This is a genomic window from Shewanella sp. MR-4 (assembly GCF_000014685.1).
Lineage (GTDB): Bacteria > Pseudomonadota > Gammaproteobacteria > Enterobacterales > Shewanellaceae > Shewanella.
This window is the reverse complement of the sequence record NC_008321.1, coordinates 4,321,421-4,348,420: the sequence shown is the minus strand read 5'-3', so window position 1 is coordinate 4,348,420 and position 27,000 is coordinate 4,321,421. Positions and strand designations below refer to the sequence as shown.

At 50.7% G+C, this 27,000-nt stretch carries 18 protein-coding genes and 1 pseudogene; 3 read left to right on the top strand and 16 right to left on the bottom strand.

The annotated features are described in order from the left end of the window. Positions 1–71: 71 nt before the first annotated feature. On the top strand, positions 72–1,163 hold the full coding sequence (locus SHEWMR4_RS18980) for a branched-chain amino acid aminotransferase (RefSeq protein WP_011624359.1): 1,092 nt from the start codon (positions 72–74) through the stop codon (positions 1,161–1,163). Positions 1,164–1,222: 59 nt separating this feature from the next. On the opposite strand, the gene SHEWMR4_RS18975 is transcribed toward SHEWMR4_RS18980, so the two are convergent. From SHEWMR4_RS18975 to SHEWMR4_RS18950, 6 genes are all read right to left on the bottom strand, one after another. Beyond that, on the bottom strand, positions 1,223–5,737 hold the full coding sequence (locus SHEWMR4_RS18975) for an EAL domain-containing protein (RefSeq protein ID WP_011624358.1): 4,515 nt from the start codon (positions 5,735–5,737) through the stop codon (positions 1,223–1,225). 280 nt (positions 5,738–6,017) lie between these two features. Continuing rightward, complete coding sequence (prpF, locus tag SHEWMR4_RS18970; protein WP_011624357.1) at positions 6,018–7,211, bottom strand: 2-methylaconitate cis-trans isomerase PrpF; 1,194 nt, start codon at positions 7,209–7,211, stop codon at positions 6,018–6,020. Positions 7,212–7,297: 86 nt separating this feature from the next. Then, positions 7,298–9,901 (bottom strand): Fe/S-dependent 2-methylisocitrate dehydratase AcnD, encoded by a 2,604-nt coding sequence (acnD, locus tag SHEWMR4_RS18965; RefSeq protein ID WP_041409183.1) that lies wholly within the window; start codon positions 9,899–9,901, stop codon positions 7,298–7,300. A gap of 138 nt (positions 9,902–10,039) precedes the next feature. After that, positions 10,040–11,167 (bottom strand): 2-methylcitrate synthase, encoded by a 1,128-nt coding sequence (gene prpC, locus SHEWMR4_RS18960; RefSeq protein WP_011624355.1) that lies wholly within the window; start codon positions 11,165–11,167, stop codon positions 10,040–10,042. Between the two features lie 233 nt (positions 11,168–11,400). Then, a complete protein-coding gene (prpB, locus tag SHEWMR4_RS18955; RefSeq protein ID WP_011624354.1) occupies positions 11,401–12,279 on the bottom strand; it encodes a methylisocitrate lyase in 879 nt (292 codons plus the stop codon). A 66-nt stretch (positions 12,280–12,345) separates the two neighbouring features. Then, complete coding sequence (locus SHEWMR4_RS18950) at positions 12,346–13,134, bottom strand: GntR family transcriptional regulator (protein WP_011624353.1); 789 nt, start codon at positions 13,132–13,134, stop codon at positions 12,346–12,348. Between the two features lie 332 nt (positions 13,135–13,466). Between SHEWMR4_RS18950 and SHEWMR4_RS18945 the strand changes: the two genes are divergently transcribed. Next, on the top strand, positions 13,467–13,931 hold the full coding sequence (locus tag SHEWMR4_RS18945; protein ID WP_011624352.1) for a DUF523 domain-containing protein: 465 nt from the start codon (positions 13,467–13,469) through the stop codon (positions 13,929–13,931). A 36-nt stretch (positions 13,932–13,967) separates the two neighbouring features. Here the strand turns inward: SHEWMR4_RS18945 and SHEWMR4_RS18940 are convergent, their stop codons facing one another. The 3 genes from SHEWMR4_RS18940 to SHEWMR4_RS18930 form a co-directional block, all read right to left on the bottom strand. Beyond that, positions 13,968–14,909 carry an acyltransferase gene (locus SHEWMR4_RS18940; protein WP_011624351.1) on the bottom strand — a complete coding sequence of 314 codons (942 nt, stop codon included), beginning with the start codon at positions 14,907–14,909 and terminating at the stop codon, positions 13,968–13,970. A gap of 7 nt (positions 14,910–14,916) precedes the next feature. Beyond that, complete coding sequence (locus tag SHEWMR4_RS18935) at positions 14,917–15,819, bottom strand: acyltransferase (protein ID WP_011624350.1); 903 nt, start codon at positions 15,817–15,819, stop codon at positions 14,917–14,919. 98 nt (positions 15,820–15,917) lie between these two features. Beyond that, entirely contained in the window at positions 15,918–17,444 is a 1,527-nt protein-coding gene (locus SHEWMR4_RS18930; protein WP_011624349.1) for a YifB family Mg chelatase-like AAA ATPase, read from the bottom strand. A 216-nt stretch (positions 17,445–17,660) separates the two neighbouring features. Between SHEWMR4_RS18930 and SHEWMR4_RS18925 the strand changes: the two are divergent. After that, positions 17,661–18,806: pseudogene (locus tag SHEWMR4_RS18925) on the top strand (DUF1963 domain-containing protein). A 5-nt stretch (positions 18,807–18,811) separates the two neighbouring features. On the opposite strand, the gene SHEWMR4_RS18920 reads toward SHEWMR4_RS18925, so the two are convergent. The 7 genes from SHEWMR4_RS18920 to spoT all read right to left on the bottom strand — a co-directional run bounded on the left by SHEWMR4_RS18920 (position 18,812) and on the right by spoT (position 26,967). After that, the gene (locus SHEWMR4_RS18920) at positions 18,812–19,408 is read right to left on the bottom strand and encodes a DNA-binding response regulator (protein WP_011624346.1); all 597 of its coding nucleotides are present in this window, start codon (positions 19,406–19,408) and stop codon (positions 18,812–18,814) included. Then, positions 19,408–20,487 (bottom strand): sensor histidine kinase, encoded by a 1,080-nt coding sequence (locus tag SHEWMR4_RS18915; protein WP_011624345.1) that lies wholly within the window; start codon positions 20,485–20,487, stop codon positions 19,408–19,410. Before SHEWMR4_RS18915 ends, SHEWMR4_RS18920 begins: the two co-directional genes overlap by 1 nt. An 83-nt stretch (positions 20,488–20,570) precedes the next feature. Continuing rightward, complete coding sequence (locus SHEWMR4_RS18910) at positions 20,571–21,275, bottom strand: hypothetical protein (protein WP_011624344.1); 705 nt, start codon at positions 21,273–21,275, stop codon at positions 20,571–20,573. Between the two features lie 176 nt (positions 21,276–21,451). After that, the gene (locus SHEWMR4_RS18905) at positions 21,452–22,402 is read right to left on the bottom strand and encodes a calcium/sodium antiporter (protein ID WP_011624343.1); all 951 of its coding nucleotides are present in this window, start codon (positions 22,400–22,402) and stop codon (positions 21,452–21,454) included. A gap of 159 nt (positions 22,403–22,561) precedes the next feature. Further along, entirely contained in the window at positions 22,562–24,226 is a 1,665-nt protein-coding gene (locus SHEWMR4_RS18900) for an AMP-binding protein (RefSeq protein ID WP_011624342.1), read from the bottom strand. A gap of 232 nt (positions 24,227–24,458) precedes the next feature. Then, on the bottom strand, positions 24,459–24,842 hold the full coding sequence (locus SHEWMR4_RS18895; protein ID WP_011624341.1) for a RidA family protein: 384 nt from the start codon (positions 24,840–24,842) through the stop codon (positions 24,459–24,461). Positions 24,843–24,864: 22 nt separating this feature from the next. Beyond that, positions 24,865–26,967, bottom strand: coding sequence for a bifunctional GTP diphosphokinase/guanosine-3',5'-bis pyrophosphate 3'-pyrophosphohydrolase (gene spoT, locus SHEWMR4_RS18890; RefSeq protein WP_011624340.1), 2,103 nt, complete (start codon positions 26,965–26,967; stop codon positions 24,865–24,867). Between the last annotated feature and the right edge of the window lie 33 nt (positions 26,968–27,000).

The following is a 27,000-nucleotide window of genomic DNA, read 5'->3' as shown; positions in this document are numbered from 1 at the left end:
ATGAATCTCACCTATTGACTTTATTCCTGCCGCTACCTAGTCTGCTTGTTCAGTAATCAAGGTGGTATGCGATGGAAATAAAATACGATTTAAAACCTGCGTCCGAACGCCGTACTGAGCAATTCAAGCCCGAAGGAAATGTGGGCTTCGGTAGCCTCAGAACCGATCATATGTTTTTAATGGATTATCGCGATGGTGAATGGCGCGATCCACGTATTGTGCCCTACGGTCCGTTTGAAATGGCGCCGGGTGCGATGGCCCTGCATTATGGTCAGTCCATCTTCGAAGGCGCCAAGGCCTTTATGCATGAAGATGGCGAAATTTACACTTTCCGTATCAACAAAAACGCCGAGCGTATGAATCGCTCTGCGGATATTGTCTGTATTCCTAATATCGATGAGCAGATGCAAATCGATGCGATCAACGCCTTGATCGACGTAGACCGTCTCTGGTTCCCGATGCAAGAAGGTGCCTGTTTATACATTCGCCCCTTTATTTTTGCGACCGAAGACCGTCTGTCTGTGAGTCCAAGTACGCGCTACACATTCTGCGTGGTGTTAAGCCCAAGTGGTGCTTACTACGCGGCGGGTGTGAATAAAGGCATTCGTCTGCTGATCAGCAAGACTTACCATCGCGCCGTATCGGGTGGTACTGGCGCCTCTAAAGCGGCGGGTAACTATGCTGCCTCATTGCGTGCCGGTAAAGCTGCCGCGCAGTTTGGTGCATCACAGGTGCTGTATTTAGATGCGAACAACCAACAGATTGAAGAAGCGGGCGCCATGAACCACTTCCACATTCTGAAAGACGGCACAGTGATCATCCCAACCTTCACCGATACCATCTTAAAATCCATTACCTCGCAATCCATTATGGAGCTGGGTGAGTTACTCGGCTGCGAAGTGCGCCAAGAGACTGTTATGCTGGATAAGTTTATCGCCGATATCGAATCTGGTGAGATTATCGAAGCGGGTGGTTTTGGTACGGCTGCCGTGGTATCTGCTGTCGGTTCCTATATTTTTGAAGATGGCCGAGTGGTGACCGTGGGCAACGGTGAAGTGGGTGAGCATATTCAACGCATCTACAAGCTGTATACCGATATCCAGAAAGGCCATATCCAAGGCCCGGATGGCTGGGTGAAACGTGTTGAGCGTGTCGCGCCTTAATCGTGAAATGATCCAATGAAATAAGGCTCCTTTAGGGAGCCTTATTTTTTTATCTGGTTTTATTTTATCCGTTGTTGCAACAGCGCTAAGCAATCCTGGGCGCTGAGTGGCTTACTCAGCAGGAAGCCCTGTACTTGATCGCAGCCTTGCAGCGCTAAGAAGTTCAGCTGTTCTTGGGTTTCTACCCCTTCCGCCACCACATTTAACTCTAGGCTGTGGGCGAGGGCGATAATCGCGCTGGTAATGGCCGCATCGTCGGGGTCGTTGGTAATGTCGCGCACAAACTCACGGTCGATTTTTAAGGTGTCGATAGGGAAACGTTTAAGATAACTCAAGCTCGAGTAGCCAGTACCAAAATCATCCACGGCGATGGTTAAACCTAGTGCCTTGAGTTTAGAGAGGATATTTACCGATTCCTGTGGATTACCCATGATCATCGACTCGGTTAATTCCAGCTCGAGCGCCTTGGCGGGTAGGCCGGATACCGCGAGAGCTACTTCGATGGTCGAGATAATATCGGCCTTCAACTGCCTGGCCGAAAGGTTCACCGCCATGCTGATATCGCCCAAACCCAGCTCATTCCACTCTGCAAGTTGCTGACAAGCGTGGTTGATCACCCAATGGCCAATTTGGTTAATGATGCCGGTTTCCTCCGCCAGTGGAATAAACTCGGTGGGTGAGATAGGGCCTAGTTCACTATGATGCCAACGCAGCAGCGCCTCAAGTCCAGTGAGTGAGCCATTGCGTAAACAAAACTTGGGTTGATACACCAAGCTTAACTCGTTGCGTGAGATGGCCTGTTTAAGCCCTGCCTCGAGTTGCACATGGCGCGTTGCCATCTCATTGAGTTTATTGGTGTAAAACTGAAAGTTATTCCGACCGAGCGCCTTGGCGTGGTACATGGCGGTATCGGCAAACTTAATCAGCGAATCTACATCTTCCGCATCATTGGGATAGAGGCTGATACCAATCGAAGTTGAGATAGTCAGGGACTTATCATCGAGTAAGAAGGGCGCCTGAAAGGCTTTGAGCACTTTCTCGGAGATCAGCGTCGCCGCCTTGGTTTTCGCCACACCTTCCAAAATAATGGTAAATTCATCGCCGCCTAAACGGGCCACTGTATCCCCTTCGCGAACAGCACTTTGCAGCCTGTGGGCCACGGCTTTGAGCAGCAGATCGCCAATATGGTGCCCCATTGAGTCATTGATATGCTTAAAGCGGTCGAGGTCTAAAAACAGCAGGGCGACGATATTATTCGACCTATGGGCTTGAGATATGGCGTGGTTGAGCCTGTCCTGGAACAAGGTGCGATTCGGCAGCCCAGTCAAGGTGTCGAAGCTGGCGAGGAAGCGGAGATCCTCTTCGGCCTTTTTACGCTCTGTAATATCGGTAAACACCGCCACAAAGTGACTGGTTTCCCCTTTCACATCGATAACTTGGTTGATCTCGAGCCACACCAGAATCGCCTTGCGCGCCTTGTTGCGGATCCAAATTTCACCCGCCCAATGTTTATGACGCAGCAGTTGCTGTTCAATGCCATTGAAGAGATCTCGCTGTTGTCGGCTGTAGGCTAAATGAATTAAATACTTATCGCTGATTTGCCGCTCCGAATATCCGGTAATGGCGCTAAAGGCGGGGTTTACCGAGCGGATCCGGTAGTCTAGACCTGCCACCACAACGGCCTCGTTCATGCTGTTAAGTACTTGAGAGGAGAGCACTAGCTCATTCTCGATCAGCTTGCGCGAGGTGATATTGCGGGTGGTGCCCGTCATTCGAACGGGCTGAGCCTGTGCATTGGTTTCGACCACTTTGCCGCGCTCAAGGATCCATAGCCAGTTGCCCGGTGAATGCTCGATACGATATTCCACTTCAAAGAAAGGGGAGCGTCCCAGCAGGTGCTCGGTCAAGACTTGTTTAAACCGCTCCCTATCTTCAGGGTGAGCATTGTCATGTAACAGAGAGTGGCTATTCCATTGGGGAACCGGAATATCCGTATGAGTACGATAGACCTGCTGTTCTTGGATATTCCAATCCCACATACCATCGCCCGAAGCCCAGAGCGCCAATTTTAGCCGCTCTTCGGAGGCGCGGATGCTGGTATCAAACTCTTGTTGCTGTTGGCGTTTTTGCTTACGCCAACGATAAACAACGACCAACAAGGCTAATGTTAGTAGTCCATAAAGCACATAGGCAAATTGAGTGCGGTATAAGGGGGCCTTGATGCTTAAATCGACCAGCAGCGCATAGTTACCTTCGTTGTTGTGCTCAATGGAGTGACGTACATGCAACACGTAGTTGCCTGGTTCTATATTGGTAAAGGTGATTTCATTTCCCGTGGGCAAATCGTGCCATTGGTTATCAAAGCCTTCGAGGTAGTAGCTAAAGCGATTTTTGCCCGTGTAGCTAAAATCCAGTGAGGTGACCTCAAAGCTGACCAATTGGTCGGTATAGTTCATCACGATTTTGGGTGGATGGCTGAGGTCGAGGATAGTATGTTTTTTACCCGCAATCTTATAGGCGGTGAGTGCGACTCGGGCTTCGCCCCGTTTGTCGGGCAATGCTTTAGGATTAAAGCGGTTGATCCCGTTTATCCCGCCAAACCACAGGTCGCCATCACTGTCTTTAAGTTTTACGCCACCGTTAAACTCCAGCGCCTGCAGGCCTTCCTGTTCATTAAAATTGATGACTTTGCCGCTAACGGGATTTAACTTGCCGATCCCCGCATTGCTGCTAAACCAAATATGATGTTCGGCATCCTCAAGCAGAGCATAGATAGTGTCACTGGGCAGGCCTTGTTCGCGGGTATAATCACTGAAAATCGGTGTCGTGGCTTGGGCCGATAATCGACTGATGCCGCCATGGGTGGCAAACCAGATATCGCCATTGCTGGCGACTAAAATGTCTCTAATGCGATTGTTTATAATGGTATTTTTGTCATGGGGGTCGTGGTAGAACGCTTCCCCTTTCCCCGTTTGCATATCCAGTTTCACTAAGCCATTGAGCGAGCCAATCCACAGAGCATGCTTGTCTGCTCTTAACGTGAGTAGCTGATTTTGCATGGGGTAGAAATTTTCAATGTGAGCGATTGAAACCGGCGTAAATTCATTGCCCTCTGGCGCTTTTCGGTACAAGGCATGGGATGTCGCGACCCACAGCCTGTTCTGGTCATCTAGTTCTAAGCTACGGATATAGTTTGCTTCTGTGGAGGTATCTTGATTATCTGATACCTTTAGTAGGCTAAAATCACCGCCAGTGCTCAGGCGGCCTAATCCATAGTTACTGGCAAACCAGAGCGTGCCTTGCTGGTCTTGGATAATTGAGCGTAGGATCAGGTTTAAGTTGTGCGCTTCTAGACCTAGGGCCTTGGCAAACAGGGAGTTGTAGTGCTCGTATTGAGTGCTATTGAAGCCGAGTCGTTTCAGCCCTGCGCCTTCTGTGCCTATCCATAGTGCGTTATCTTGGCTGCGGTAAATGGTGCGGATATTATTACTTTGCAGGGGTAGTTTTGCTGAGTATTCAAATAAATGCTGAAAATATTGCCGGCGAGTATTGATCTTATTCAGCCCCGAATAACTTGCGCCAATCCATAGATTGCCGAATGGATCCTCTAAAAGACATAGGATGTTATTTTCGCTGATGCTATTCGAACGCTTGGTATCGTACCTATGATAGGTCGCGCCAAATTGTTCTCCTGCCCTCTGTAACTGGATCAAACCCGCATCGGGTCCAACCACCCAAAACTGACCTTGGGGTGTTTGGATAAAATCTTTGATATAAGGGACGTTTTTTTCTGTTTGCCATAGCACTTGTCCCTGTTGTGACACTAGATCATAGTGCCAGAGCTGATTACCGAGCGCTAAGGTAATGGCGCGGGTTGAATTGGCCTTAATCTGATAGGCAACCAGCTCCTGCGGTACATTGAGTCGAGTGATGGAATTGGCCGTCACGGCAAAGGTGCCACTGGCCTTAGTGCCTGCCAATAAATAGGTGTTATCCACATTGGCTAGGCTAGTGATTTGGGGTTCGATACTCGTCCCCAATGACACTTGAGTGACTCTGTTGGTGCGGGTTGAGAGTGAAAATAATCCGCCCTGAGTGCCGATCCAGAGGGTATTGCCAACAATGTTGAGTTTAGTGACTCTAGGGTCGGTCAGGCCTTGCTCGACACCGAAGCGCTCGAAGGTGCCCGTTTTTAAATCTAAACGGTTGATCCCTTGGCTAAAAGTGCCAACCCAGATATAGCCATGCGCATCTTGAATAATGTCTGATACATAGCTTTCGGAAACGCTCTTAGGATCGTTCGGCGAGTGGATAAAGAGGTTGAAGTTGTAACCGTTGTAGCTGTGTAATCCATCCTGAGTACCAATCCAAAGCATGCCTGCGCTGTCCATAAACAGGCTGGTAATGGTATTTTGATTTAAGCCTTCTTCGCTGCGGATATGTTCAAATTTCAGCTGTGTGTTAGCCGCATTTAAGGGGAGTGCCAAGCCTGTTCGCGGAGCCCCTAAGCTAATAAGACAGAGCACGACTAAGACGAATTTAAGGATTGGATGGCTCAAAGTTACCCCTATCAAAACCCATTAACCCAAAACTGGGCGGTATAGTGCATTTACCTTGGGGATGCCGCGTATAGTGCAACAAAGACGCGAGCTCTGTTAAATATCAAAATTAATAATCAGTATATTCACGTAGTTACAGGCCGCAAAATGCGGCTTGTTATTATCGTGCTATTGAGAAGGAGTTTAGCATTCTTTACCTAATGCCAACATATTGGGATCCACATGTCTGTGAAATAAAAAAAGACCTTGCCGGAAGGGGGAGAAGCAAGGTCTTTGGTTGAACGCTTTTCTTGACTTAAGCCGTTGGTACGCGCACAAAGCCTTCCATCAGCACGCGGGCACTGCGGCTCATAATGGCTTTGACGACAGTCCATTCACCGTTTACTTGCATGGCCTGAGCGCCGACGCGAAGAGTGCCTGAAGGATGGCCAAAACGTACCGCTTCCTTCTCGCCACCGCCTGCTGCGAGATTGACTAAAGTGCCGGGAATCGCCGCCGCTGTGCCAATCGCCACGGCGGCTGTGCCCATCATCGCATGGTGTAATTTGCCCATGGAGAGGGCGCGTACCAGCAGATCGATCTCCTCTGCCGCTACGGCTTTTCCACTGGATGACACATAGTTTTTCGGCTTAGCAACAAAGGCCACCTTAGGCGTATGTTGGCGTGATGCGGCTTCATCAATATGCTTGATAAGCCCCATACGCACCGCGCCGTGGGCACGAATGGTTTCAAACTTGGCTAAAGCGGCATTATCGCTGTTGATATCGTCCTGCAGCTCAGTGCCCGTGTAACCTAAGTCCTCGGCATTGATAAAGATGGTCGGAATTCCCGCGTTAATCATGGTCGCATTAAAGTTACCAACACCAGGCACTTCGAGCACATCCACTAAGTTACCCGTGGGGAACATGCTGCCACCATCGCCGTCTTCGTCAGCGGCGGGGTTCATAAATTCGATTTGCACTTCGGCGGCGGGGAAGGTCACGCCATCCAGCTCAAAATCACCGGTCTCTTGCACTATGCCATCGGTAATTGGGACATGGGCAATAATGGTTTTGCCAATATTGGCCTGCCAAATACGCACTGTGCAGAGGCCGTTTTGCGGAATGCGCGTAGAGTCAATCAGCCCATTGCTGATAGCAAAAGCGCCCACTGCAGCGGTTAAGTTGCCGCAGTTACCGCTCCAATCCACAAAGGGTTTGTCGATAGAGACTTGGCCAAATAGATAGTCGACATCGTGGTCGGCTTGGCTGCTTTTCGACAGAATAACTGTTTTGCTGGTGCTTGAGGTGGCGCCGCCCATGCCATCAATTTGCTTGCCATAGGGGTCGGGGCTGCCAATCACGCGAAGGAGCAGGGCATCTCGAGCTGGGCCGGGAACTTGGGCTGCTTCGGGTAAGTCCTGTAAACGGAAAAACACCCCTTTACTGGTGCCGCCGCGCATATAGGTGGCGGCAACTTTAATTTGGGGCGGAAACGGATTCTTGCTCATGCTATTAACTCCAAGGGGAATAGCGAAAAGGTTAGCGTTGATATAGGCGGCAAGCTTGTCGGCATTGCCGCCTTTTAGCGCGAGTCTTACTTCAGATTCGACTCTAAAAAGTCCTGCGCAAAACGCTGCAATACGCCGCCGGCAGAATAGATAGATACTTCTTCTGCGGTATCGAGGCGACAGGTCACTGGTACTTCGACGCGCTCGCCGTTTTTACGGCTAATCACGACAGTGAGATCCGCTCTTGGCGCGATTTCACCATAAACGTCAAACACTTCGGTACCATCTATGCCATAGGTAGCGCGATTCTCGCCTGCCTTAAACTCCAGCGGTAACACGCCCATGCCGACTAAGTTAGTGCGGTGAATACGCTCGAAGCCTTCGGCGACAATGGCCTCAACGCCCGCTAAGCGCACGCCTTTTGCCGCCCAGTCACGGGATGAACCCTGACCGTAGTCGGCGCCGGCGATAATAATCAGCGGCTGTTTGCGATCCATATAGGTTTCAATGGCTTCCCACATGCGGGTCACTTGGCCTTCTGGCTCGATACGCGCCAGTGAGCCTTGCTTCACCTTGCCATCGACAACCGCCATCTCGTTTTTGAGTTTGGGGTTGGCGAAGGTGGCACGCTGGGCCGTTAGATGGTCGCCCCTGTGGGTCGCGTAGGAGTTAAAGTCTTCCTCTGGCAGACCCATCTTGTGCAGGTATTCGCCCGCCGCGCTGTCCATCATAATAGCGTTCGAGGGTGATAAATGGTCTGTGGTGATGTTGTCACCCAACACGGCCAATGGGCGCATGCCCTTGAGGGTGCACTCGCCCGCTAATGCGCCTTCCCAGTAAGGAGGGCGGCGGATATAGGTCGATTGTGGACGCCAGTCGTACAGTGGGCTGACCTTATCGCCATAGTCGACGCTCAGGTCGAACATCGGCTCGTAGACCTTACGGAATTGCTCTGGCTTCACGCTTGCTGCAATCACGGCATCGATTTCGGCATCCGTTGGCCAAATGTCGATAAGGCGAACTGGGTTACCGTTTTGGTCATGGCCTAACACATCCTTCTCGATATCGAAGCGAATGGTGCCCGCGATTGCATAGGCGACGACTAATGGTGGTGATGCGAGGAAAGCTTGCTTAGCGTAAGGGTGAATACGGCCGTCGAAGTTACGGTTACCGGATAATACGGCGGTGGCGTAAAGATCGCGGTCGATCACTTCCTGCTGAATCACTGGGTCGAGTGCGCCGCTCATACCGTTACAGGTGGTGCAGGCAAAACCGACAATACCGAAGCCTAATGACTCCAGCTCTGGCAGCAGGTTGGCTTCTTCTAAATACAGTTGTACCGCCTTAGAGCCGGGGGCGAGTGAGGTTTTCACCCAAGGTTTACGGCTTAAGCCTTTGGCATTGGCGTTACGTGCAAGCAGGCCCGCCGCAATCACGTTGCGTGGGTTACTGGTGTTAGTGCAGCTAGTGATGGCCGCAATAATCACGGCGCCATCTGGCATTAAGCCTGGCTCGTTTTCAACCACGCCACTGATGCCGCGTGCGGCCAACTCTGAAGTCGGAACGCGAGCATGGGGATTCGATGGGCCTGCAATGGTACGCACTACCGATGACAGGTCAAAATGCAGGGTACGTGGGTACTCGGCCTGCTTGAGATCATCGCTCCACAAACCTGTGGTCTTGGCATAGGTTTCAACCAGCTTCACTTGCTCGTCGCTACGACCCGTCAGGGTTAAGTAGTCCAGCGTCTGTTGGTCGATATAGAACATGGCGGCGGTGGCGCCAAATTCTGGTGTCATGTTAGAGATAGTCGCGCGATCGCCAAGTGTTAAAGCCTCTGCGCCTTCGCCGAAGAACTCAAGGTAAGAAGAAACCACTTTTTCCTTACGCAGGAATTCGGTCAGGGCTAATACGATATCGGTGGCGGTAATGCCCGGTTGAGGCTTGCCTGTGAGCTCAACACCGATAATGTCGGGTAGACGCATATAAGAGGCGCGACCTAACATCACGCTTTCGGCCTCAAGACCGCCCACGCCGATGGCGATAACACCCAGCGCATCTACGTGTGGCGTATGGCTGTCGGTACCCACTAAGGTATCGGGGAAGGCCACGCCATCACGGGCATGGACCACGGGTGACATACGCTCTAGGTTAATCTGGTGCATGATGCCGTTACCTTGTGGGATCACATCGATGTTTTTAAACGCTTTTTGAGTCCAGTTGATAAAGTGGAATCTGTCTTCGTTGCGTCTATCTTCGATGGCGCGGTTTTTCGCAAAGGCATCCTTATCGAAACCACCATATTCCACAGCCAGAGAATGGTCGACAATCAGCTGGGTCGGAACCACAGGGTTAACCTGCGCCGGATCGCCACCCTTAGCGGCAATCGCATCACGCAGACCCGCTAAGTCTACCAGCGCGGTTTGCCCTAAAATATCGTGGCACACTACACGCGCAGGGAACCATGGAAAATCCAGTTCCTGTTTTGATTCAATAATTTGTTTTAGCGAGTCTGTGAGTGCTTCTGGCTCGCAGCGACGCACTAAGTTTTCCGCTAACACTCGTGAGGTGTAGGGCAGTTTAGCGTAGGCGCCGGGGCTGATGGCTTCAATGGCTTCACGGGTATCGAAATAGTCGAGTGCTGTGCCTGGTAAGGGCTTGCGATAGAGGCGATTCATAGCTGTGGTCATAGTGGTAATGTCCGTACCTATTTGTACTTCGGTGGCCGCTATCGCAGCCACATAGGGTAAATTCGGCTCTTTTATTAAGGTGTTAGACCTAAAGAGCTCATGCGGAACTGACGCTTAGCGCCAGTTCCTGTTGTGTTATTAACGCTCTGCAATCGGCACGACTTTACGTAGCGCTACACCCACATAGTCGGCACTTGGACGAATAATGCGGTTGTTTGAACGCTGTTCCATCACGTGCGCCGTCCAGCCCGTTACCCGTGAGCAAACGAAGATCGGGGTAAACAGCTTGGTTGGAATGCCCATGAAGTGGTAAGCACTGGCGTGGAAGAAGTCTGCGTTACAGAAGAGTTTCTTCTGTTCCCACATCAGGGCTTCACAGGCGACCGACACACGGTAGAGGCGATCATCGCCGTAATCGGCAGCCAGCTTTTCAGACCATTCTTTGATGATGGCGTTACGTGGGTCTGACTCACGGTAAATGGCGTGACCAAAGCCCATGATCTTCTCTTTACGCTCGAGTTTACCCATGAGCACATCGCGGGCATCGGCTTCGTCTTTCATGTCTTGGATCAGTTCCATCGCCGCTTCGTTGGCGCCGCCGTGTAGCGGACCACGCAGTGAGCCGATAGCACCAGTGACGCAGGAATGCATGTCCGACAGGGTCGATGCACACACACGGGCGGTAAAGGTTGAAGCGTTAAACTCATGCTCTGCATACAGAATTAATGATACGTCCATTACCTTAGCGTGCAGCGCCGATGGGGCTTTGCCGTGCAGCAGGTGCAGGAAGTGAGCACCGATTTGCTCATCGTTGGTTTCGGTTTCGATGCGTACACCATCGTGGCTAAAGCGATACCAGTAGCAGATGATCGATGGGAAGGCCGCCAGTAAACGATCGGCAATTTGGCTCTGCTCGCTAAAGCTGTGCTCGGCTTCGAGGTTACCCAGCATCGAGCAACCGGTACGCATGACATCCATTGGATGGGCGTCGGCAGGAATACGCTCTAATACTTCTTTTAATGCCTGTGGCAGGCCGCGCATACCCTTAAGTTTGGTCTTGTATGCTTCGAGTTGTGCTGTGGTTGGCAGCTCACCGTAGAGAATGAGGTGGGCGACTTCTTCGAAGGTGGCGTTTTCGGCCAAGTCCTTCACATCGTAACCGCGATAGGTCAGGCCGCTGCCCGATACACCTACGGTACTTAATGCGGTCTCACCCGCGCTCTGGCCACGTAATCCTGCACCACTTAATTTTTTTGCGTCTGACATAATCCTTCCCTTCCGTTAACGCTATGGTTATTGCAGACAGGCTCAATATTGGCCGTCTACCTTTTTGGTTAAAGCTGCATAATGTTGGCGAAATACTCGTTTCGGCCTTATGTAGGGTTGCAGCGTGTCGGTGATGTGTGAGCCGTTATTTGAGGTCACGGCTCGCGCATCTGGGTATCAGTAACAACGCGAAGCCTAAGCTTCTACTGACGTCCATGGTCTGTACTTATCTTTTACTTATCTTGGCTAAACAATTGATCTAACTTGTCTTCAAAGGCGTGGTAGCCCAAGTACTTATACAGATCCGCACGGGTCTGCATAGTGTCTAAGACATTGCGTTGATGACCATCATTCATCAGCGCTTGCATCACTTTCAGTGCGGCTTGGTTAGCGGCGCGGAAAGTGCCGAGTGGGTAAAGCACCATGTCGGCGCCCGCTGCGGCAAGTTCTTCTTTGTTGAACAGTTGGGTTTGGCCAAATTCGGTCATGTTCGCCAGAATCGGCGCGTTCACCTGAGCCTTGAAGTGACGGTATTGGTCCAGCTCAGTTAAGGCTTCGGCGAAAATCATATCGGCACCCGCGGCGATATAGGCTTTTGCACGTTCGATACCCGCTTCTAAACCTTCAACGGCAACCGCATCGGTGCGCGCCATGATTACAAAGTTAGGATCGGTACGGGCATCGACGGCGGCCTTGATACGGTCAACCATTTCCTCTGTGCTGACGACCGCTTTGTTGGGTCTGTGGCCACAACGCTTTTGCGACACTTGGTCTTCCATGTGCACGGCGGCAACACCTGCTTTTTCAAATTCTTTAATGGTGCGGGCGATGTTGAAAGCGCCGCCCCAACCTGTGTCGATATCGACCAGCAGTGGCAGTTGGGTTGCCGAAGTGATACGACCGGCATCGATCAGCACGTCATTCATCGAGGTCATGCCTAAATCCGGTAAACCGTAGGAGGCGTTCGCTACACCCGCGCCCGACAGATACAGGGCTTGGAAACCCGTTTGCTCCGCCATCAGGGCGAAATAGGCATTAGTGGTGCCGACGATTTGCAGCGGTTTTGAGTTAGCAAGAGCTTGGCGAAAACGTAATCCTGCGCTTTGGGTCATGGTCTTGTCCTTATCCTATTTAGGGTACTGAGTGTTCAGCATTGGATGCTTATGGGCCGCAACGCCTTAGTTAATATTGGCTAAGGTTTCTTTCGCGGCGGCGTTAGCTTGTAATTCAATCAAGCGTAATTCGGTATTTTTACGGCCTTGCTCAATATGGCGACGCATCAACAGACTGGCGAGTTCACCATCACGCTGGGCGATGGCCTCGACGATACGTCTATGTTCGGCAATGGCTTTTACTGGGCGGTTCTTATTAGTGCATTGATAGCGATACATCCGCAGCAGGTGGTAAAGCCCACCAATTAAGGTTTCTTGCAGATGCTTATTGCCGCTGGCTTGGATGATTTGATAGTGGAAGTCGACATCGCCTTCCTCTTGGAAATAGGTATCGCCATTGGCCAGTGCGGTTTCTTGCACGGCGAGTAAGTCTTGCAACTTCGCCAGCTGTTCTGGGGTAATACGGTTGGCGGCGAGTTCGCAGGCCATGCCTTCGAGCACGCTACGCAATTGATATAAATCGTTTAACTCGCTCACTGTGAGTTGAGCAACACGGGCACCCACATGGGGCGCGCGGACAACGAGACGTTGTCTTTCTAAGGTTTGCAGCGCTTCACGGGTTGGGCCGCGGCTGATGCCATATTTTTCGGCGAGGGCTTGCTCGTTGATCTTACTGCCCGCAGGCAGTTCGCCCTTGATGATGCTGGTTTGTATTTGCACCAAAATTTGATCGGCTAAGGTGGTCGACGATTTTTCGCTGGCGAGGGATTTCACCTTGTTCGTTGGGCTCGTCGCGGCATGAGCCACTGAGCTTGGGGTGTCATCTGTTGGGAATATGGTCTCTTGCTTCAACATACTGCGCATCACTCGTTGATTGCTGGATTGTCGACAATGGGTAAAAAATAGTCCCGTTAATGACGATTGTCAACAATATGTTTACTTAGACGTAAGTCTATATTTCTAGTTTTTACTATATTAATTATTGTATTTGTTGGTTATTTTTGTTTTTAGTTGATTTTGGTAATTTTATCTTCTCTATTTTATAATTGATAATTGTCGACAATTTTGGTGTTGAGTGATGTCTAATGGTCCGAACAAGCACAGCTTTTACCCCATTGCGACTTATTGAGTACAATGCTGAAGAGGTATGGGTCGGTACTCACAGGGTGAAGGTATAGAGGGGCAAGATGGAGAAAATCCTCATTAGCAGTTGTTTGCTCGGGCAGGCGGTACGTTATGACGGTGGCCATAATCTGCTGCAAGACGAGTGGATGCAGCGATGGCAGCGGGAAGGTCGTATCGTGGCATTTTGTCCCGAATGCGCGGGCGGATTACCCACACCAAGGCCCGCGGCCGAGCGTGTCGGCGAGGCAGTGCTAACGGCGCAGGGGGAGGATGTGACTGCGGCCTTTCGGTTGGGAGCACAAAAGGCGCTTGCTCTGGCTCAGGAGCAAGGTATTAAGATTGCGATTTTAAAGGCGCGTAGTCCTTCCTGTGGCAATCAACATATTTATGATGGCACTTTCAGTAAACGTTTAATCGCAGGGCAAGGAATGACGGCGGAATTACTGCGGGCGGCGGGTGTGAGTGTGTTTAATGAAACGGAATTAGCGCAAGCGGCAACGAGGTTGGCGCTGCTTGAGGCGGAATAAGCGGGCAAGCCAAACCCGCTATCGACTCACTTTACGTTAGTGAAGCTGTGTGTGGGTGCTGGTGGCGCTATCCGTGAGCTGTCGATGTTGCAGTAATAGCGCATCGATTTGCTCATCTTTCTCGGCCCAAACTTGGTTTAACCAACGCTGAAACTCGACCCGATATTCAGATTCTGAAAAGTAGCGAGTGGCATCGACTTGGGGCACTGGTAAGGCGCGTACCCGCACCACAATCTTCCGTACTTTGCCATTCATCACGCCGAATAACACATCATCTGGCGCATCGGGATACACTAAGGTTACATCCAATAGATTGGTAAATTGCTCACCCATGGCCGACAGGGTGAAGGCAATTCCGCCCGCCTTAGGACGCAGCAAGTGGCGGTAAGGTGAATCCTGACGCTGGCGCTTGTCTTCGGTAAAACGGCTGCCCTCAACATAGTTGATGATCGAGGTGGGCATATTTTTAAACTTTTCACAGGCGCGGCGAGTGGTCGCTAAATCCTTACCCTTAAGCTTTGGATTTTTCTTGAGTTTTGCCGGGCTGGTTCTGTCCATAAAGGGCATGTCGAGCGCCCAGCAACCTAGGCCCATAATGGGCACATAGATCAACTCTTTCTTGAGAAAGAACTTCAGCATAGGGATATGGTTACGCAGCAGGTAGGTCTGCGCGGCAATATCAAAGCCACTGAGGTGGTTACTGATTAACAAGTACCAGCCGTTTTTATCCAATCCTTCGAGGCCTTGGATGTCCCACTCAATTTTGGCAATCAAATATAAAATGCCACCATTGCAGCTCGCCCATGCCCACATAAAACGGTTCATCAGTGCGGTCACTGCGTTGCGTGCACTTTGAGCTGGCATCAGCATTTTCACTACACCACCGAGGCAAACCAAGGTTCCCCAAAGGGCGGTGTTAATGATCAGCAGGCTCAGACTGAGAATAAACAGCACTGGGCCGGGAAGGAAATTCAACATAGAGGTTTTACCTTACTTCTTGGTCCGCTTGGCCAGCCAGTTGGCTGATCACTTGATCTTTTGCGAGCCAAAGTTCGTTCAACTGTTCTTGGAAGCCAATTTTGAAATCACGATCGTTCATATAGTCGCCACGCATGCCTGGCGCAATATCGGTCACTTTAATGTGTACTTTAACCTTTGGCAGCTTGCCTGTCAGGTAGTCCCAAAAGCTAGGAACTGGGCCCGGGTAGTAAATCGCAACATCCACTAACTTGTGGATCTGTTCTCCCATCGCCGATAGCGCGAAGGCCATGCCACCCGCTTTAGGTTTTAACAGATGTTGGAACTGTGAGTTTTGCTTTTTATGTTTCGCCTTAGTAAAGCGCGTGCCTTCGACAAAGTTCATCACACTGACGGGCTTTGTCTTAAATTTCGCGCAGGCTTTACGTGTAATTTCAATATCTTTACCCTTGAGCTTCGGATTTTTCTTCAGCTGTGATGTGCTATAGCGGCGCATAAAGGGAAAGTCTAATGCCCACCACGCCAATCCTAATACTGGTACATAAAGTAGTTCCTGTTTGAGGAAGAACTTCAGGAAGGGAATGCGGCGGTTAAACACCCGTTGCAGGATTAAAATATCCACCCAAGACTGATGGTTAGCAATCACCATATACCATTCTTTGGTCGAGAATTGAGTCTCACCCGAGAGTTCAATTTCTACAGGGTGTAGCACACGTTCAATCACACCATTGACGCTTATCCAGGCGCTGGCGCAAAAGTCGAGAAAGTAACTGATGGCCGTTCTCAAAGGCGGCAGAGGGATAAGCTTTATCAAACTGCCCAGCACTATGGGTATAACCCAAAACAAGGTGTTCACCACATAACCTAAGAAGGCAATGCAGCCTTTTAATTGTGAAAACAGCGTCCCCATTAGTGCCTCCTGATAAAATTGGAGGCCTATGTTACTCGGTGTCGGCGTTTGGCTCAATCTTACGGCAGCTGGTCAGCGCATTTGTTAATATTTTGAGTTCAATACTGCTGGGATAAACGGGCGAGCAGCTTATCCATGGCGCGATAACCTAAGGCTTGGGCGAGGTGGCGCCGTTCGGTATTGGGCGCTTGCTCAAGATCGGCAATGGTGCGAGCGACGCGTTGAATCCGATGGAAGCTGCGAACGGATAACCCAAGCTTGACGACACTCTGTTCTAAAAAGCCTAAGTCGGCGTCGCTAAGGCCGCCGAATTGCTTTAGTTTTTTTCCCGAGAGTTCACTGTTGAGCACGCCAGCTCGCGCGAGTTGGCTATCGCGGGCGCGTTTGACTCGTTTAGCGATTTCATCACTGGTTTCGCTGGTACTTGTTGGTTGTGTGAGTGTACCCGCAGGGAGTTTGGGGACTTCGATGGTGAGGTCGAACCTATCTAAAAAAGGCCCCGAGAGTCTGGCGAGATAGCGCTGAACCTGATCGGGTGTGGCGCGGTTCGCCCCTTCAATATCGCCGCTGGGACTGGGATTCATGGCGGCAATCAACTGAAAGCGGCTCAAAAAGGTTAACTTAGCGGCGGCGCGGGAGATCACTACTTCGCCCGTTTCCATGGGTTCACGCAGGCAATCGAGTACCTTGCGGGGAAACTCGGCGACTTCATCTAAAAATAACACGCCGCGATGGGCGAGGGAGATTTCCCCCGGTTTAGGAATGCTGCCGCCACCAACCAAGGAGATGGATGAACTGGTATGGTGCGGCGCCCGAAATGGCCGCTTGAGAAAATCCTGCGGTTTGATATTAATGCCCGCCACCGAGTGAATGGCGGCGACCTCTAATGCCTCTTCGTAATTGAGTATGGGCAGTAGCGCCATAATGCGGCTCGCTAACATGGTTTTACCCGTGCCTGGCGGGCCGAGCATCAACAGGTTATGGTTTCCGGCCGCGGCGATTTCGAGGGCCTGTTTAGCTTGATACTGGCCTATGACGTCGCTGAGGCAAGGCTGGGTGGTTGGCGCCTCATCGCTAATCCATTCGAGCTGTTGTTCGAGCATAGGCAATGGCGCTTGTCCGTGGAGAAACGCGGCTAGGCTCTGCAAATGGGAAGCAAAATAGACCCCGTGATAGCCCACAAGCTCGGCATCGTGGCGATTCTCTAAGGGAAGAATTAACTGATTATTATGACGCTTAGCCGCAATGATGGCTGGCAGTAACCCTTGGCAATGGCGTATCTGCCCTGAGAGCGCGAGTTCGCCGACAAATTCGGTATTTTTAAGGCTGCTGGCAGGGATTTGCTCCGAAGCCGCCAGAATGCCTATGGCGATGGGCAAATCGTAACGACCCCCTTGTTTAGGCAAGTCCGCCGGCGCGAGATTAACCGTTATCCTGCGCATGGGGAATTCAAATCCTGCATTAATCAAGGCGCTGCGTACCCGCTCGCGCGCTTCTTTGACCGAGGCTTCGGGTAAGCCCACCAGATTAAAGGCGGGCAGACCATTACTGAGATGCACTTCAACGATGACTTCTGGAGCCTCAACACCGCAACTGGCTCGGGTTTGCACGCAGGCTATCGCCATAAACAAATCCTTTTGTTGATCTTTTTGCGCAGAATTTGAGTGTAGCAGTAATTCGCCTAAGGGTTTTCAATTCACAGGATCGCTGTCCGCCAGAGCCGCAAGCGGCTGACTCAGGCGTTAGTGTTAGCGTGACAGCGTTGGCAGTTTGAACGGTTAAGCGATAGCAAATATTTGATAGAAATGATAAAAAGCCAATATTGGAGCAGTGAGGTCAATATGGATATGTTGTTAGCAGAAAATTCCCCCATCCGTCAGCAGTTACTCGAGCAAAAGCTGGCACAGTTTAAAGACCCCAAGCTTGCCAATGTTCTCTCGGCGTTTATTCGCAGTAGTGTCGACCTCTATCCCTGTGCAAACGAAGACTATGCCCAGTTAGGTAACAGCCGACTAGGTGGATTGCCGGATTTGCCTGTCGGCATGGATTATCCGGTGACTTTGGTTGGAAGGGAGGAGATGCTGGATGGCTATGTTGAGAGCTTTGGTCATACCCGCGAGTTTATTAATGAGCATTGGCGGGAGGACTGGCAGGACGATTGGGAGACAGATGAGGCGCATCTTTGGGATTGGGACGAGGCGGCGTAGGCCTTCCGTGTGCCCATGCAATTTATTGCACAGCTCAACTGTAGCGACCTAAAGGCGTTTCAATCTTATTTGCCCCGAGAAGGGCGATTGTTGTTCTTTTTGGAGCGCTGGCGATTCTCGGAAATGCTTCGCGGCCATGTTTATTATGTCGCTGAAGATCAGCAACTAAAGTCTGGGAAAGCGATTGCCGAACTTAAGTTCGACGATGCTGTATGTGCAAACTATGAGTATGAAGCGGCTTATCAACTTCAGGGAATTGCCAGCATAAAGATGATAGCCCCTGACATGATTAATAGTGACAACCCGCATTTAGTAAGGTTAGCCAAGGACCGTTTACAAGCGCTACCTGAACCGCAACAAGCTATGGTGCTGGAGGCCCTAGCGGTTGTAGATGATGAATTGGCACCAGAGTGGCAAGATCAGCTCAAGGGCTATGAGCTGATACAATTGAATGTGCACGGGTTTATCCCTGGTCAGATTCTCACTCAATCGCAATGGGCTAATACCGACTGGCAGTCATCCAACTTGCAGGCATTGCTCGTCCCCGAGCAGCCGCTGCCGTATTACAATGGTATCGCCTGCATTAATGGCCATGGTGATAGCCGCTATAAAGCCCCCGAACTCCACGCTGCGGCTGAATTAGGCGGCAATGCCGAAGATTATCTGGTGCTGTTCAAAGCCGTCTATAGTGAGCACTCTATGCAGTTGAATTTTATTATCCACCGGGATGATTTAGCCTTAGGAAAATTCGACCGCATTTACTGCATTTATGACAACTAGCAGAGCTATAACCAACCTTTTTGCTTGGCGATGCGGGCGGCATCGATTCGGTTGCTCGCATTGAGTTTGGCAATGGCTTCGGATAGATAGTTACGTACCGTGCCTTCGGCAATAAACAGCATCTCGGCTATCTCGGCGGTGGATTTACCTTCACTGGCAAAACGTAGGGCGCGGCGCTCTTTATCATTGAGAGGGTCGACATCGCCAATCGCCATGATTGCCAGCTCAGGATCGATAATCCGCTTACCCGCAATCACTTGTTGAATGGCATGGACTAAGGTTTCCGAGGGCGCATCTTTCAGTAAAAAGCCACCCACGCCTGCTTCAATGGCGCGTTTAATATAACCTGCGCGGCCAAAGGTGGTAATAACAACAACTTTGGTATGGCTATGCTGTTCTTTAAGCCAAGTTGCCAACTCCAAACCTGTTCTTCCCGGCATTTCGATATCCGTCAGCAGTAGATCGAAATGTTGTTGTTTCAGCAGGTTTAAGGCTTCATCGCCATTGCTGGCTTGGGTAATGGTGAAACCGCCCGCTAGGGTTAACAGTGCTGCGAGCGCGCCGCGCACCATGGCCTGATCTTCCGCGAGAAGAATGTGCATTAATCTGTTGCTCCCAGCAAAGGTAAACTGACGCTAAAGGCGTATCCCTGTTCAAGATCATAGCTTAAATGTCCCCCAAGGCTAGCGAGCCGCTCGCGGATCCCTGTTAGGCCATTACCCTCGATAATAGGGCTTGCCGGGGCGTTATCTTGCACGTCGACGATAAGGCTATCGGCCTGCTCGCGAAACTGAATGCGGCATTGGCTGGCGCTGCTGTGGCGCAGAATATTATTCACGAGCTCAGTTAACACTAAACCGAGTTGACTCTCTGCTCTGGCGGACAATTTGGGTAACTCGCCTAGCAGCTCCACCGCGATGCCTTTGTCCCTCAGGGAGTGACATAATTGAGTGACGCAGCTGGCCAGCCCTTTATGTTTATAATCTGAGACTGTATGCCTAATTTGGCTCAAGCTCTCCCGAGCGATTTGTCCTAGCTCCTGCAGCTGAGTGGTCGCTAATTGATATTCTTGTTTGGCGAGCAGTTTTTCCGCCAGTTCAGCTTTTAGGGCAATCGATGACAGGCTGTGCCCCATGATATCGTGTAAGTCTCTGGCGATGCGCTCCCGTTCAACCATGGTCGCTAAGGTGCTGATCTCCTGCGCGCTTTGCCGCTCCTTCAATCTGTGCTGATAACGTTTTTGCTCGGCAATCCCCAGCATGCCAACGCCGAAAACTAACGCCGAGCCATACAGTGGGAAATACAGATTGTTGAACTGGATAAAGTGGTTGAGTAAGAACAATAAGGCCAAAATTCCAAACCAACTTAGCATGCTGACTCTGAGTGGATAGAAGAAGCCAATAAAGAAGCTGGCAAAGGTAAACAGAGAAATAGAGCCAGGATTGATGGGCGTTATGGCAATCGCCAGTAATAGCATGACGCTGATGGGTCGATAAGCCACTCGAGTATGGCAGCGATAGGCCCAAAAGTAGCTGTAAATAAAGGGAATCAGTACGGCTAAAATGAGCCCTATCTGCCAGCTCGGATAGGGCGTGACAAACAACGGGATCAGATAAAACGCTAGGTTTATCAGGTAAACCCATGCGATTTTTTGTTCTATTTGCACTGAGTGTTGAGTCATAACGCTTCGCCTAAGGCCAATAGCTGGCTACCGATGGCAGGATTGGCCGCAAACGTCAGCCAATCCTTTTGCCTGTTCTGGGGTTATTTTGCACTTATTTGCTGATTTTGCTGAAGTAAAAACTTAGCCCAACCATAATCTTTTTCCACTTGCAGCGCCTGTTGCCAATCTTCAATCGCCCCTTGGGCGTCGCCTAATTCCTGTTTTGCGAGTCCGCGCCAAGTGTAAGCTTCGGCCTCACCCCAGCAAATGTCCTCGCAAGGTTGATTAAACCGTTCAATAGCGCTGCTGGCGAGCGTCTTAGCATGTTGCATGCTGCCACCAAACATGGCGGGCGTATTATAGGCGGCAATCGCTTTTACTAATGCCACCCGCGGGTTAAGCGGTGCCAGCTGTTCGGCTTGAGCGATGGCATTGGCGGATTTGCTTCCAAGCTTGGCGCCTTTGCTGTTATCCAAGGCGATTTGCATGCCGTAAACGGACGATAATAACGCGAGGGATTCGGCATCGGCTTGGGTATTTTTGAGGGCTTCTAAGCTAGTTTGCGCCGAAGTTAAGGCCTGTTCCGCCAAGGTTTTTTGTCCCATCACATTGGCGCTGATGGCTAAACGATAGTTGGCATAGGCTGCTTCGTAATCCGATGTTGTCGTGCTGAGCTGTTGTAATTTATCGATATTTAAGGTGCTTGCAGCTTTGTCTATTGCAGCGATCTTTGAGCTCGAGTTGGAAGCCGCGAATACGGGCGCGCAGGCGAGGGCAAGGCTTGATAACAGTAAGAATGTTTTCATGGTATTTCCTTATTGAAGTGATAACCCATTGCTTGGGGACGGCTTCATTATCAGAAATACCTTGGCCTGAGTGCAGGCACAAAGGTCATCAATTGGGCATGACAAATGTCATGTCTTAGGCCTAAAAGCAAAACACCGGAGAGGCTCCGGTGTTTTGTAAGGCAAGGCGCAGTGCGTTAAACGACCGCTTGAGTGTTGGCTTGGTTGACGAGGTAAACCATGTAGCCTAAGTAAGCGACAAGCAGTGTGGCACCTTCACGGCGACCTATGCGTAGTCCTGACCACGCGAAGGGTAAAATCACCACGGCTAAGGCTAGCATCACGATAAAGTCGAAGGATTGGAAACCTAAGGCTGATACTGGGTGCACAATCGCAGTCACACCTAAAATACCTAAAATGTTGAATAGGTTAGAGCCAACTACGTTACCGATAGCGATATCGCTCTCACCTTTGAGCGCCGCTAAAACCGAGGTCACTAACTCTGGCATGCTGGTGCCGATAGCGACAATAGTTAAGCCGATAATGATTTCGCTCACGCCAAACACTTTGGCTAAATCGACCGCACCGTTCACAAATAAAATCCCGCCACCGACTAACATGCCGATGCCTACAACAATAAATGCCACTGAGAGTAATGGGTTTTTAGGGCCTTCTTCGATGATTTCGCCGTCGGCATCTGTGGTATTTTTCGAGCTGAAATAGCTGAATACGAGGTAGCCAACAAGCAGTGATAATAAAATCACGCCGTCAATTAGGCTGAGTTCGCCGTCCAATAACAATCCCCAAAACAGCATAGAGGCAAGGATCATCAAGGGGATATCCCGTCTTACCATCTGTGACTGTACTTGAATCGGGCGAATAAGAGCGGTAATTGCCAAAATCAAACCAATGTTGGCAATGTTAGAGCCAATCACGTTACCCAGTGCAATGCCGCTATTGCCTGCCAGTGCTGACTTGACACTCACCGCAAGTTCGGGCGCGCTGGTACCAAAGGCCACAATGGTTAAGCCGATGATGAGTGGCGTAATGCCAAGACGTAGGGCGATGGAGCTCGCGCCACGGACTAAGGCTTCTGCGCCTAAGGTTAAAATGATAAAGCCGCCGATAATTGAAAGTGCAATGAGCATTTTAGACTCTGTTAAACCTGATTGAGTGAATTGATTTAAGGTGTATCACCTTACGCTGACAGGCGCACATGATACGTGTTTTTCAACCGTTTTGACAGAATATGTCATAAAAAAGCACGCCGAAGAGCGTGCTTTCATGGTTCAGTGTGCGCTTTAACCTTATTTGACGGTTAACTCATCTTCCCAGCGCACTTGTGCGCCGCGAATACCGTCGACACGCTCGCTAAAGGCTTTCTCGAGCACATGACGTTTGATCTTCAGTGTCGGAGTTAGCACATCGTTTTCGATGGTCCAAGGTTCGTTCACGACCACAATCGCATCCACATGTTCATGGGACTCTAAATGTGGGTTCACGCTATCGAGGGTCGCTTTTAAAGATGCGCGAACTTCCTCGCGGGCTTGTAAGGTCGCGCCCTCGGAAAGTTGCACTAACGCGACGGGATGCGGCAGACCAGAACCAATAACGCAAATCAGCTCCACATGGGGATCCTGCGCGAGCTTACGTTCAATTGGCACTGGAGCGACGTATTTACCCTTAGCGGTTTTAAAGTTGTCCTTCACCCGGCCAGTGATAGTCACACAACCATCGGCATCGATGGCACAGAGATCGCCAGTATGGAAGAAACCATCGGGATCGAAGGCCGCCGCTGTTGCTTCGGGTTGCTGATAATAGGCCGTCATCAGGCCGGGACTCTTCAGTAGCAGTTCGCCGTCTTCACCCTGGCGGATTTGGCAATCCTGTACGGGTTTACCCACAGTGCCGATTTTGCGCACATCGAAGGGATAGTTGATGATGGAGTAAGCACAGTTTTCCGTCATTCCCCAGGCTTCACAAATATCCAAGCCAATGCTGTGGTACCAGTGAATAAGAGAGGGCGGAATAGGCGCCGAACCAGAGCCGAGTAAGCGGCAATGGTTGAGTCCTAACCCTTTGTGGATCTTGTGTTTTACTAGGCTGCTAATCAGTGGGATTTTTAGCAATAGATTGAGTTTGCCAACACCAATCTTGTCGATAATGTTCTTCTGGAACAGGCTCCATAGCCGTGGAACCGAGAAAAACACCGTCGGTTTAGCGCGCTGCACATCGGCAACGAAGGAGTCTAAGCTTTCGACGAAGGCGACTGTACTGCCGGAATAGAAAGACGAGCCTTCGATCGCCACGCGCTCGGTAATATGCGCTAACGGTAAGTAGGACAATAATCTGTCGTCACCATTGGTTCGCAGATCGCGCACTACGGCTTGGCAAGTCCAGCCATAGCTGGCAAACGTCTGAATCGCGCCTTTAGGTTGGCCCGTTGAGCCCGAGGTGTAAATCAGGGTCATGGTCTGATCGAGCTCAGGTAACGGCGCTTCAATCAGAGGGTTGCCCATCTTGAGCAGTTGTTCCCACTGATATTGAGCCGGCATGGTCTCATAGGGCATGGCAAGGCGGAGTAATTCGCCGCCGACGCCGGCTTCTTGATCGGCCCAGTGGTCGAGCTTGCCGAGGAAAATTGCTTTGGCACCACTATGTTGCAACACATAGCGGATAGTATCTGTATTGGCGGTAGGATAGATGGGAACGCTGATATAGCCGCCGTGCATCAGGGCGAGGTCGGTAATAAACCATTCGGCGCAGTTTTTAGAGAGCACGGCAATCTTATCGCCCGGCTCTAAGCCTAAATGGCGCAGTGCACCCGCGAGTTGCTGCACTTTTTCTTGCACTTCATTCCACGTGAAATCAAGGTATTGACCCTTGATGGGCTGGCGCAAATAGATCTCATCCCCACGTGTATTCGCCCAGTGCGCCAACATTTCAACTGGCGTCTTAATCGCATTATCCATAGGCAATTCCCTGTTCTTTATTGTTATTTTAACCCCAACATAGGTGCCCAGTATGGCGAGTTTTGTGAGGCCACGCAAATAGTTTGCAAGATTGTAAAATCTTAAAATTGGCGGACTAGCCTATCGTTTGAGTATGAAATGAAAATGAACTTAATCACAGGTCAGAGCAGGAGCCGCGGGCGCATTAAGCAATAAAAAAGGCGCCTAAGCGCCTCGTAAAATCGGTGGAAGCTTACAGCTCCATCACGCCGTCCATTTCGACTTGCGCATCCTTAGGCAGCTGCTTCACACCGATAGCGGCGCGAGCTGGGTAAGGTTGGCTGAAGTAACGGCTCATGATTTCATTCACTTTTGCGAAGTGGCTTAAGTCCGTTAGGAAGATATTGAGCTTAACGATATCGTTGATCGTGCCGCCAGCTGCGGTACAAACGGCCGTTAAGTTTTCAAACACTTGCACAACTTGCGCCTCAAAATCATCGCTCACGATTTGCATTGTGCTTGGCACCAGTGGGATTTGGCCGGATAAATACACTGTGTTGCCGACTTTAACCGCTTGAGAATAAGTGCCAATTGCCGCTGGGGCATTTTCGGTCGCGATAATGATTTTTTCTGCCATGACGCTCTCTCTAAAGTAATGATCAACGATTACGTGATGTACGCAATACCTCGGGCAGTACCCGGATACGGCGCATCACGTTAGCTAAATGGATCCTGTCCTTCACCGAAATCCGCAGGTTAATCAAGTAAACGCGGCCATCGCGCTCTTCGGTGCTAAGGTTGTGAATGTTCGAACCTTCGGCGGCGATAATCGAGGTAATCTTTGCCAGCGCGCCCTGGTGGTTAACAATTTCCACCCGCAGATTGGCTTGATATTCAACGCCTTCGACATTGTCCCACTGCACGGGAATGTATTTATCTGGCTCGCCTTGGTAACCGCGAATGTTAGCGCAGTTTTCCATGTGGACGACTAAGCCTTTACCTTGGCTCACGTGGGCAATCACCGCATCACCAGGGATGGGGCGGCAACAGTTAGCGAAGGTTACTAACATACCTTCGGCGCCACGGATTGGCATCAGGTGAGAATCGCGGCTCTCTTGATTCTCTAAATTATCGCCAATCAAACGTTGGGCGATGACTATGCTCATGGCATTGCCCAGGCCGATGTCGGCGAGTAAGGAATTTAAATTGGCGTGCTTGGTATCGCGCACGACTTTATCAATCTGCTCGGCAGGAATGCTATCGAGTTTGGTTTTACCCAGCGCATGGTTAAGCAAACGGCGGCCAAGGGCGATAGCATCGTCTGCTTTTAGGCTCTTAAGCACTTGGCGGATTTTGGCGCGGGCTTTACCTGTCACCACAAAGTTAAGCCAAGCGGCATTCGGACGCGCGCCTTTAGCGGTAATGATCTCAACGGTTTGGCCGGAGATTAATGGCTGGCTTAACGGGTAAGCTTGGCGGTTAACACGGGCGCCGACACAGGTATTGCCCACATCGGTGTGGACTTCATAGGCAAAGTCGACGGCGGTGGCGTTAACCGGTAATTCTAAAATGCGACCTTCGGGGGTGAATACGTAAATCTCTTCGGGGAAGAGTTCGGTTTTAACGTTTTCCACGAATTCGAAGGAGGTGCTGGCGCTCTGTTGCAGTTCCAGCAAGCTTTGCATCCACTTGCGGGCACGCACTTGCGTGGTAGTGCCTTGACCATCGGGGCCGCCTTTGTAAGCCCAGTGGGCCGCAACCCCTTTGTCGGCCATTTGATCCATATCTTCGGTACGAATTTGGATCTCGACGGGCACGCCGTGTGGGCCGAATAATGAGGTATGTAACGACTGATAACCGTTGGCTTTGGGGATAGCGATATAATCTTTAAAGCGACCCGGACGCGGTTTATACAGGCCGTGCATGGCACCGAGCACACGGTAGCAAGTATCGATGGAGTCGACGATGACGCGAAAGGCGTAGATATCCATCACCTCTTGGAACTGGAGTTCCTTGCTCTGCATCTTGTTGTAGATGGAGTAGAGGTTTTTCTCGCGACCTTTAACTTTGCCTTTAATGCCCGCATCGTTTAGGCGAGTTAACACCGCAGCTTCAATGCCTTGGATGAGTTCTTTGCGGTTACCACGGGCAGCTTTGACCACTTCCTTTAACACCCGATAGCGCATCGGATAATAGGCTTGGAAGCCTAAATCCTCTAACTCGGTCTTGATATTGTGGATACCGAGTCGGTTGGCAATCGGCGCGTAAATCTCTAAGGTTTCGCGGGCAATGCGGCGGCGTTTATCGGGGCGCAGTGCACCTAAGGTACGCATGTTGTGGGTACGGTCGGCAAGCTTGATGAGAATAACGCGGATATCCTGCGTCATCGCCATCATCATTTTGCGAAAGTTTTCCGCTTGGGCTTCTTTTTTATCGCGAAATTTCAGCTTGTCGAGCTTAGACACCCCTTCAACCAACTCTGCCACGGCTTCGCCAAATTGTTCGGCCAAGTCCTCTTTGGTGACATAGGTATCTTCGATGGTGTCGTGCAGCAAGGCAGCCATCAGCGTCTCGTGATCGAGACGCATCTCGGCGAGGATGCGGGCAACCGCAACCGGATGGGTAATATAAGGTTCGCCGCTGGTGCGCATTTGACCTTCATGGGCATCACGCGCAACTTGGTACGCCTGCTTGAGCAATTCTACCTGTTCGGGTTCTAAGTAACCGGAAGCAGACTCCTTTAGACCTTCAAACAGATACAAGTGGCAGCTCTCCTTTACCCAAACAGGTGTGAC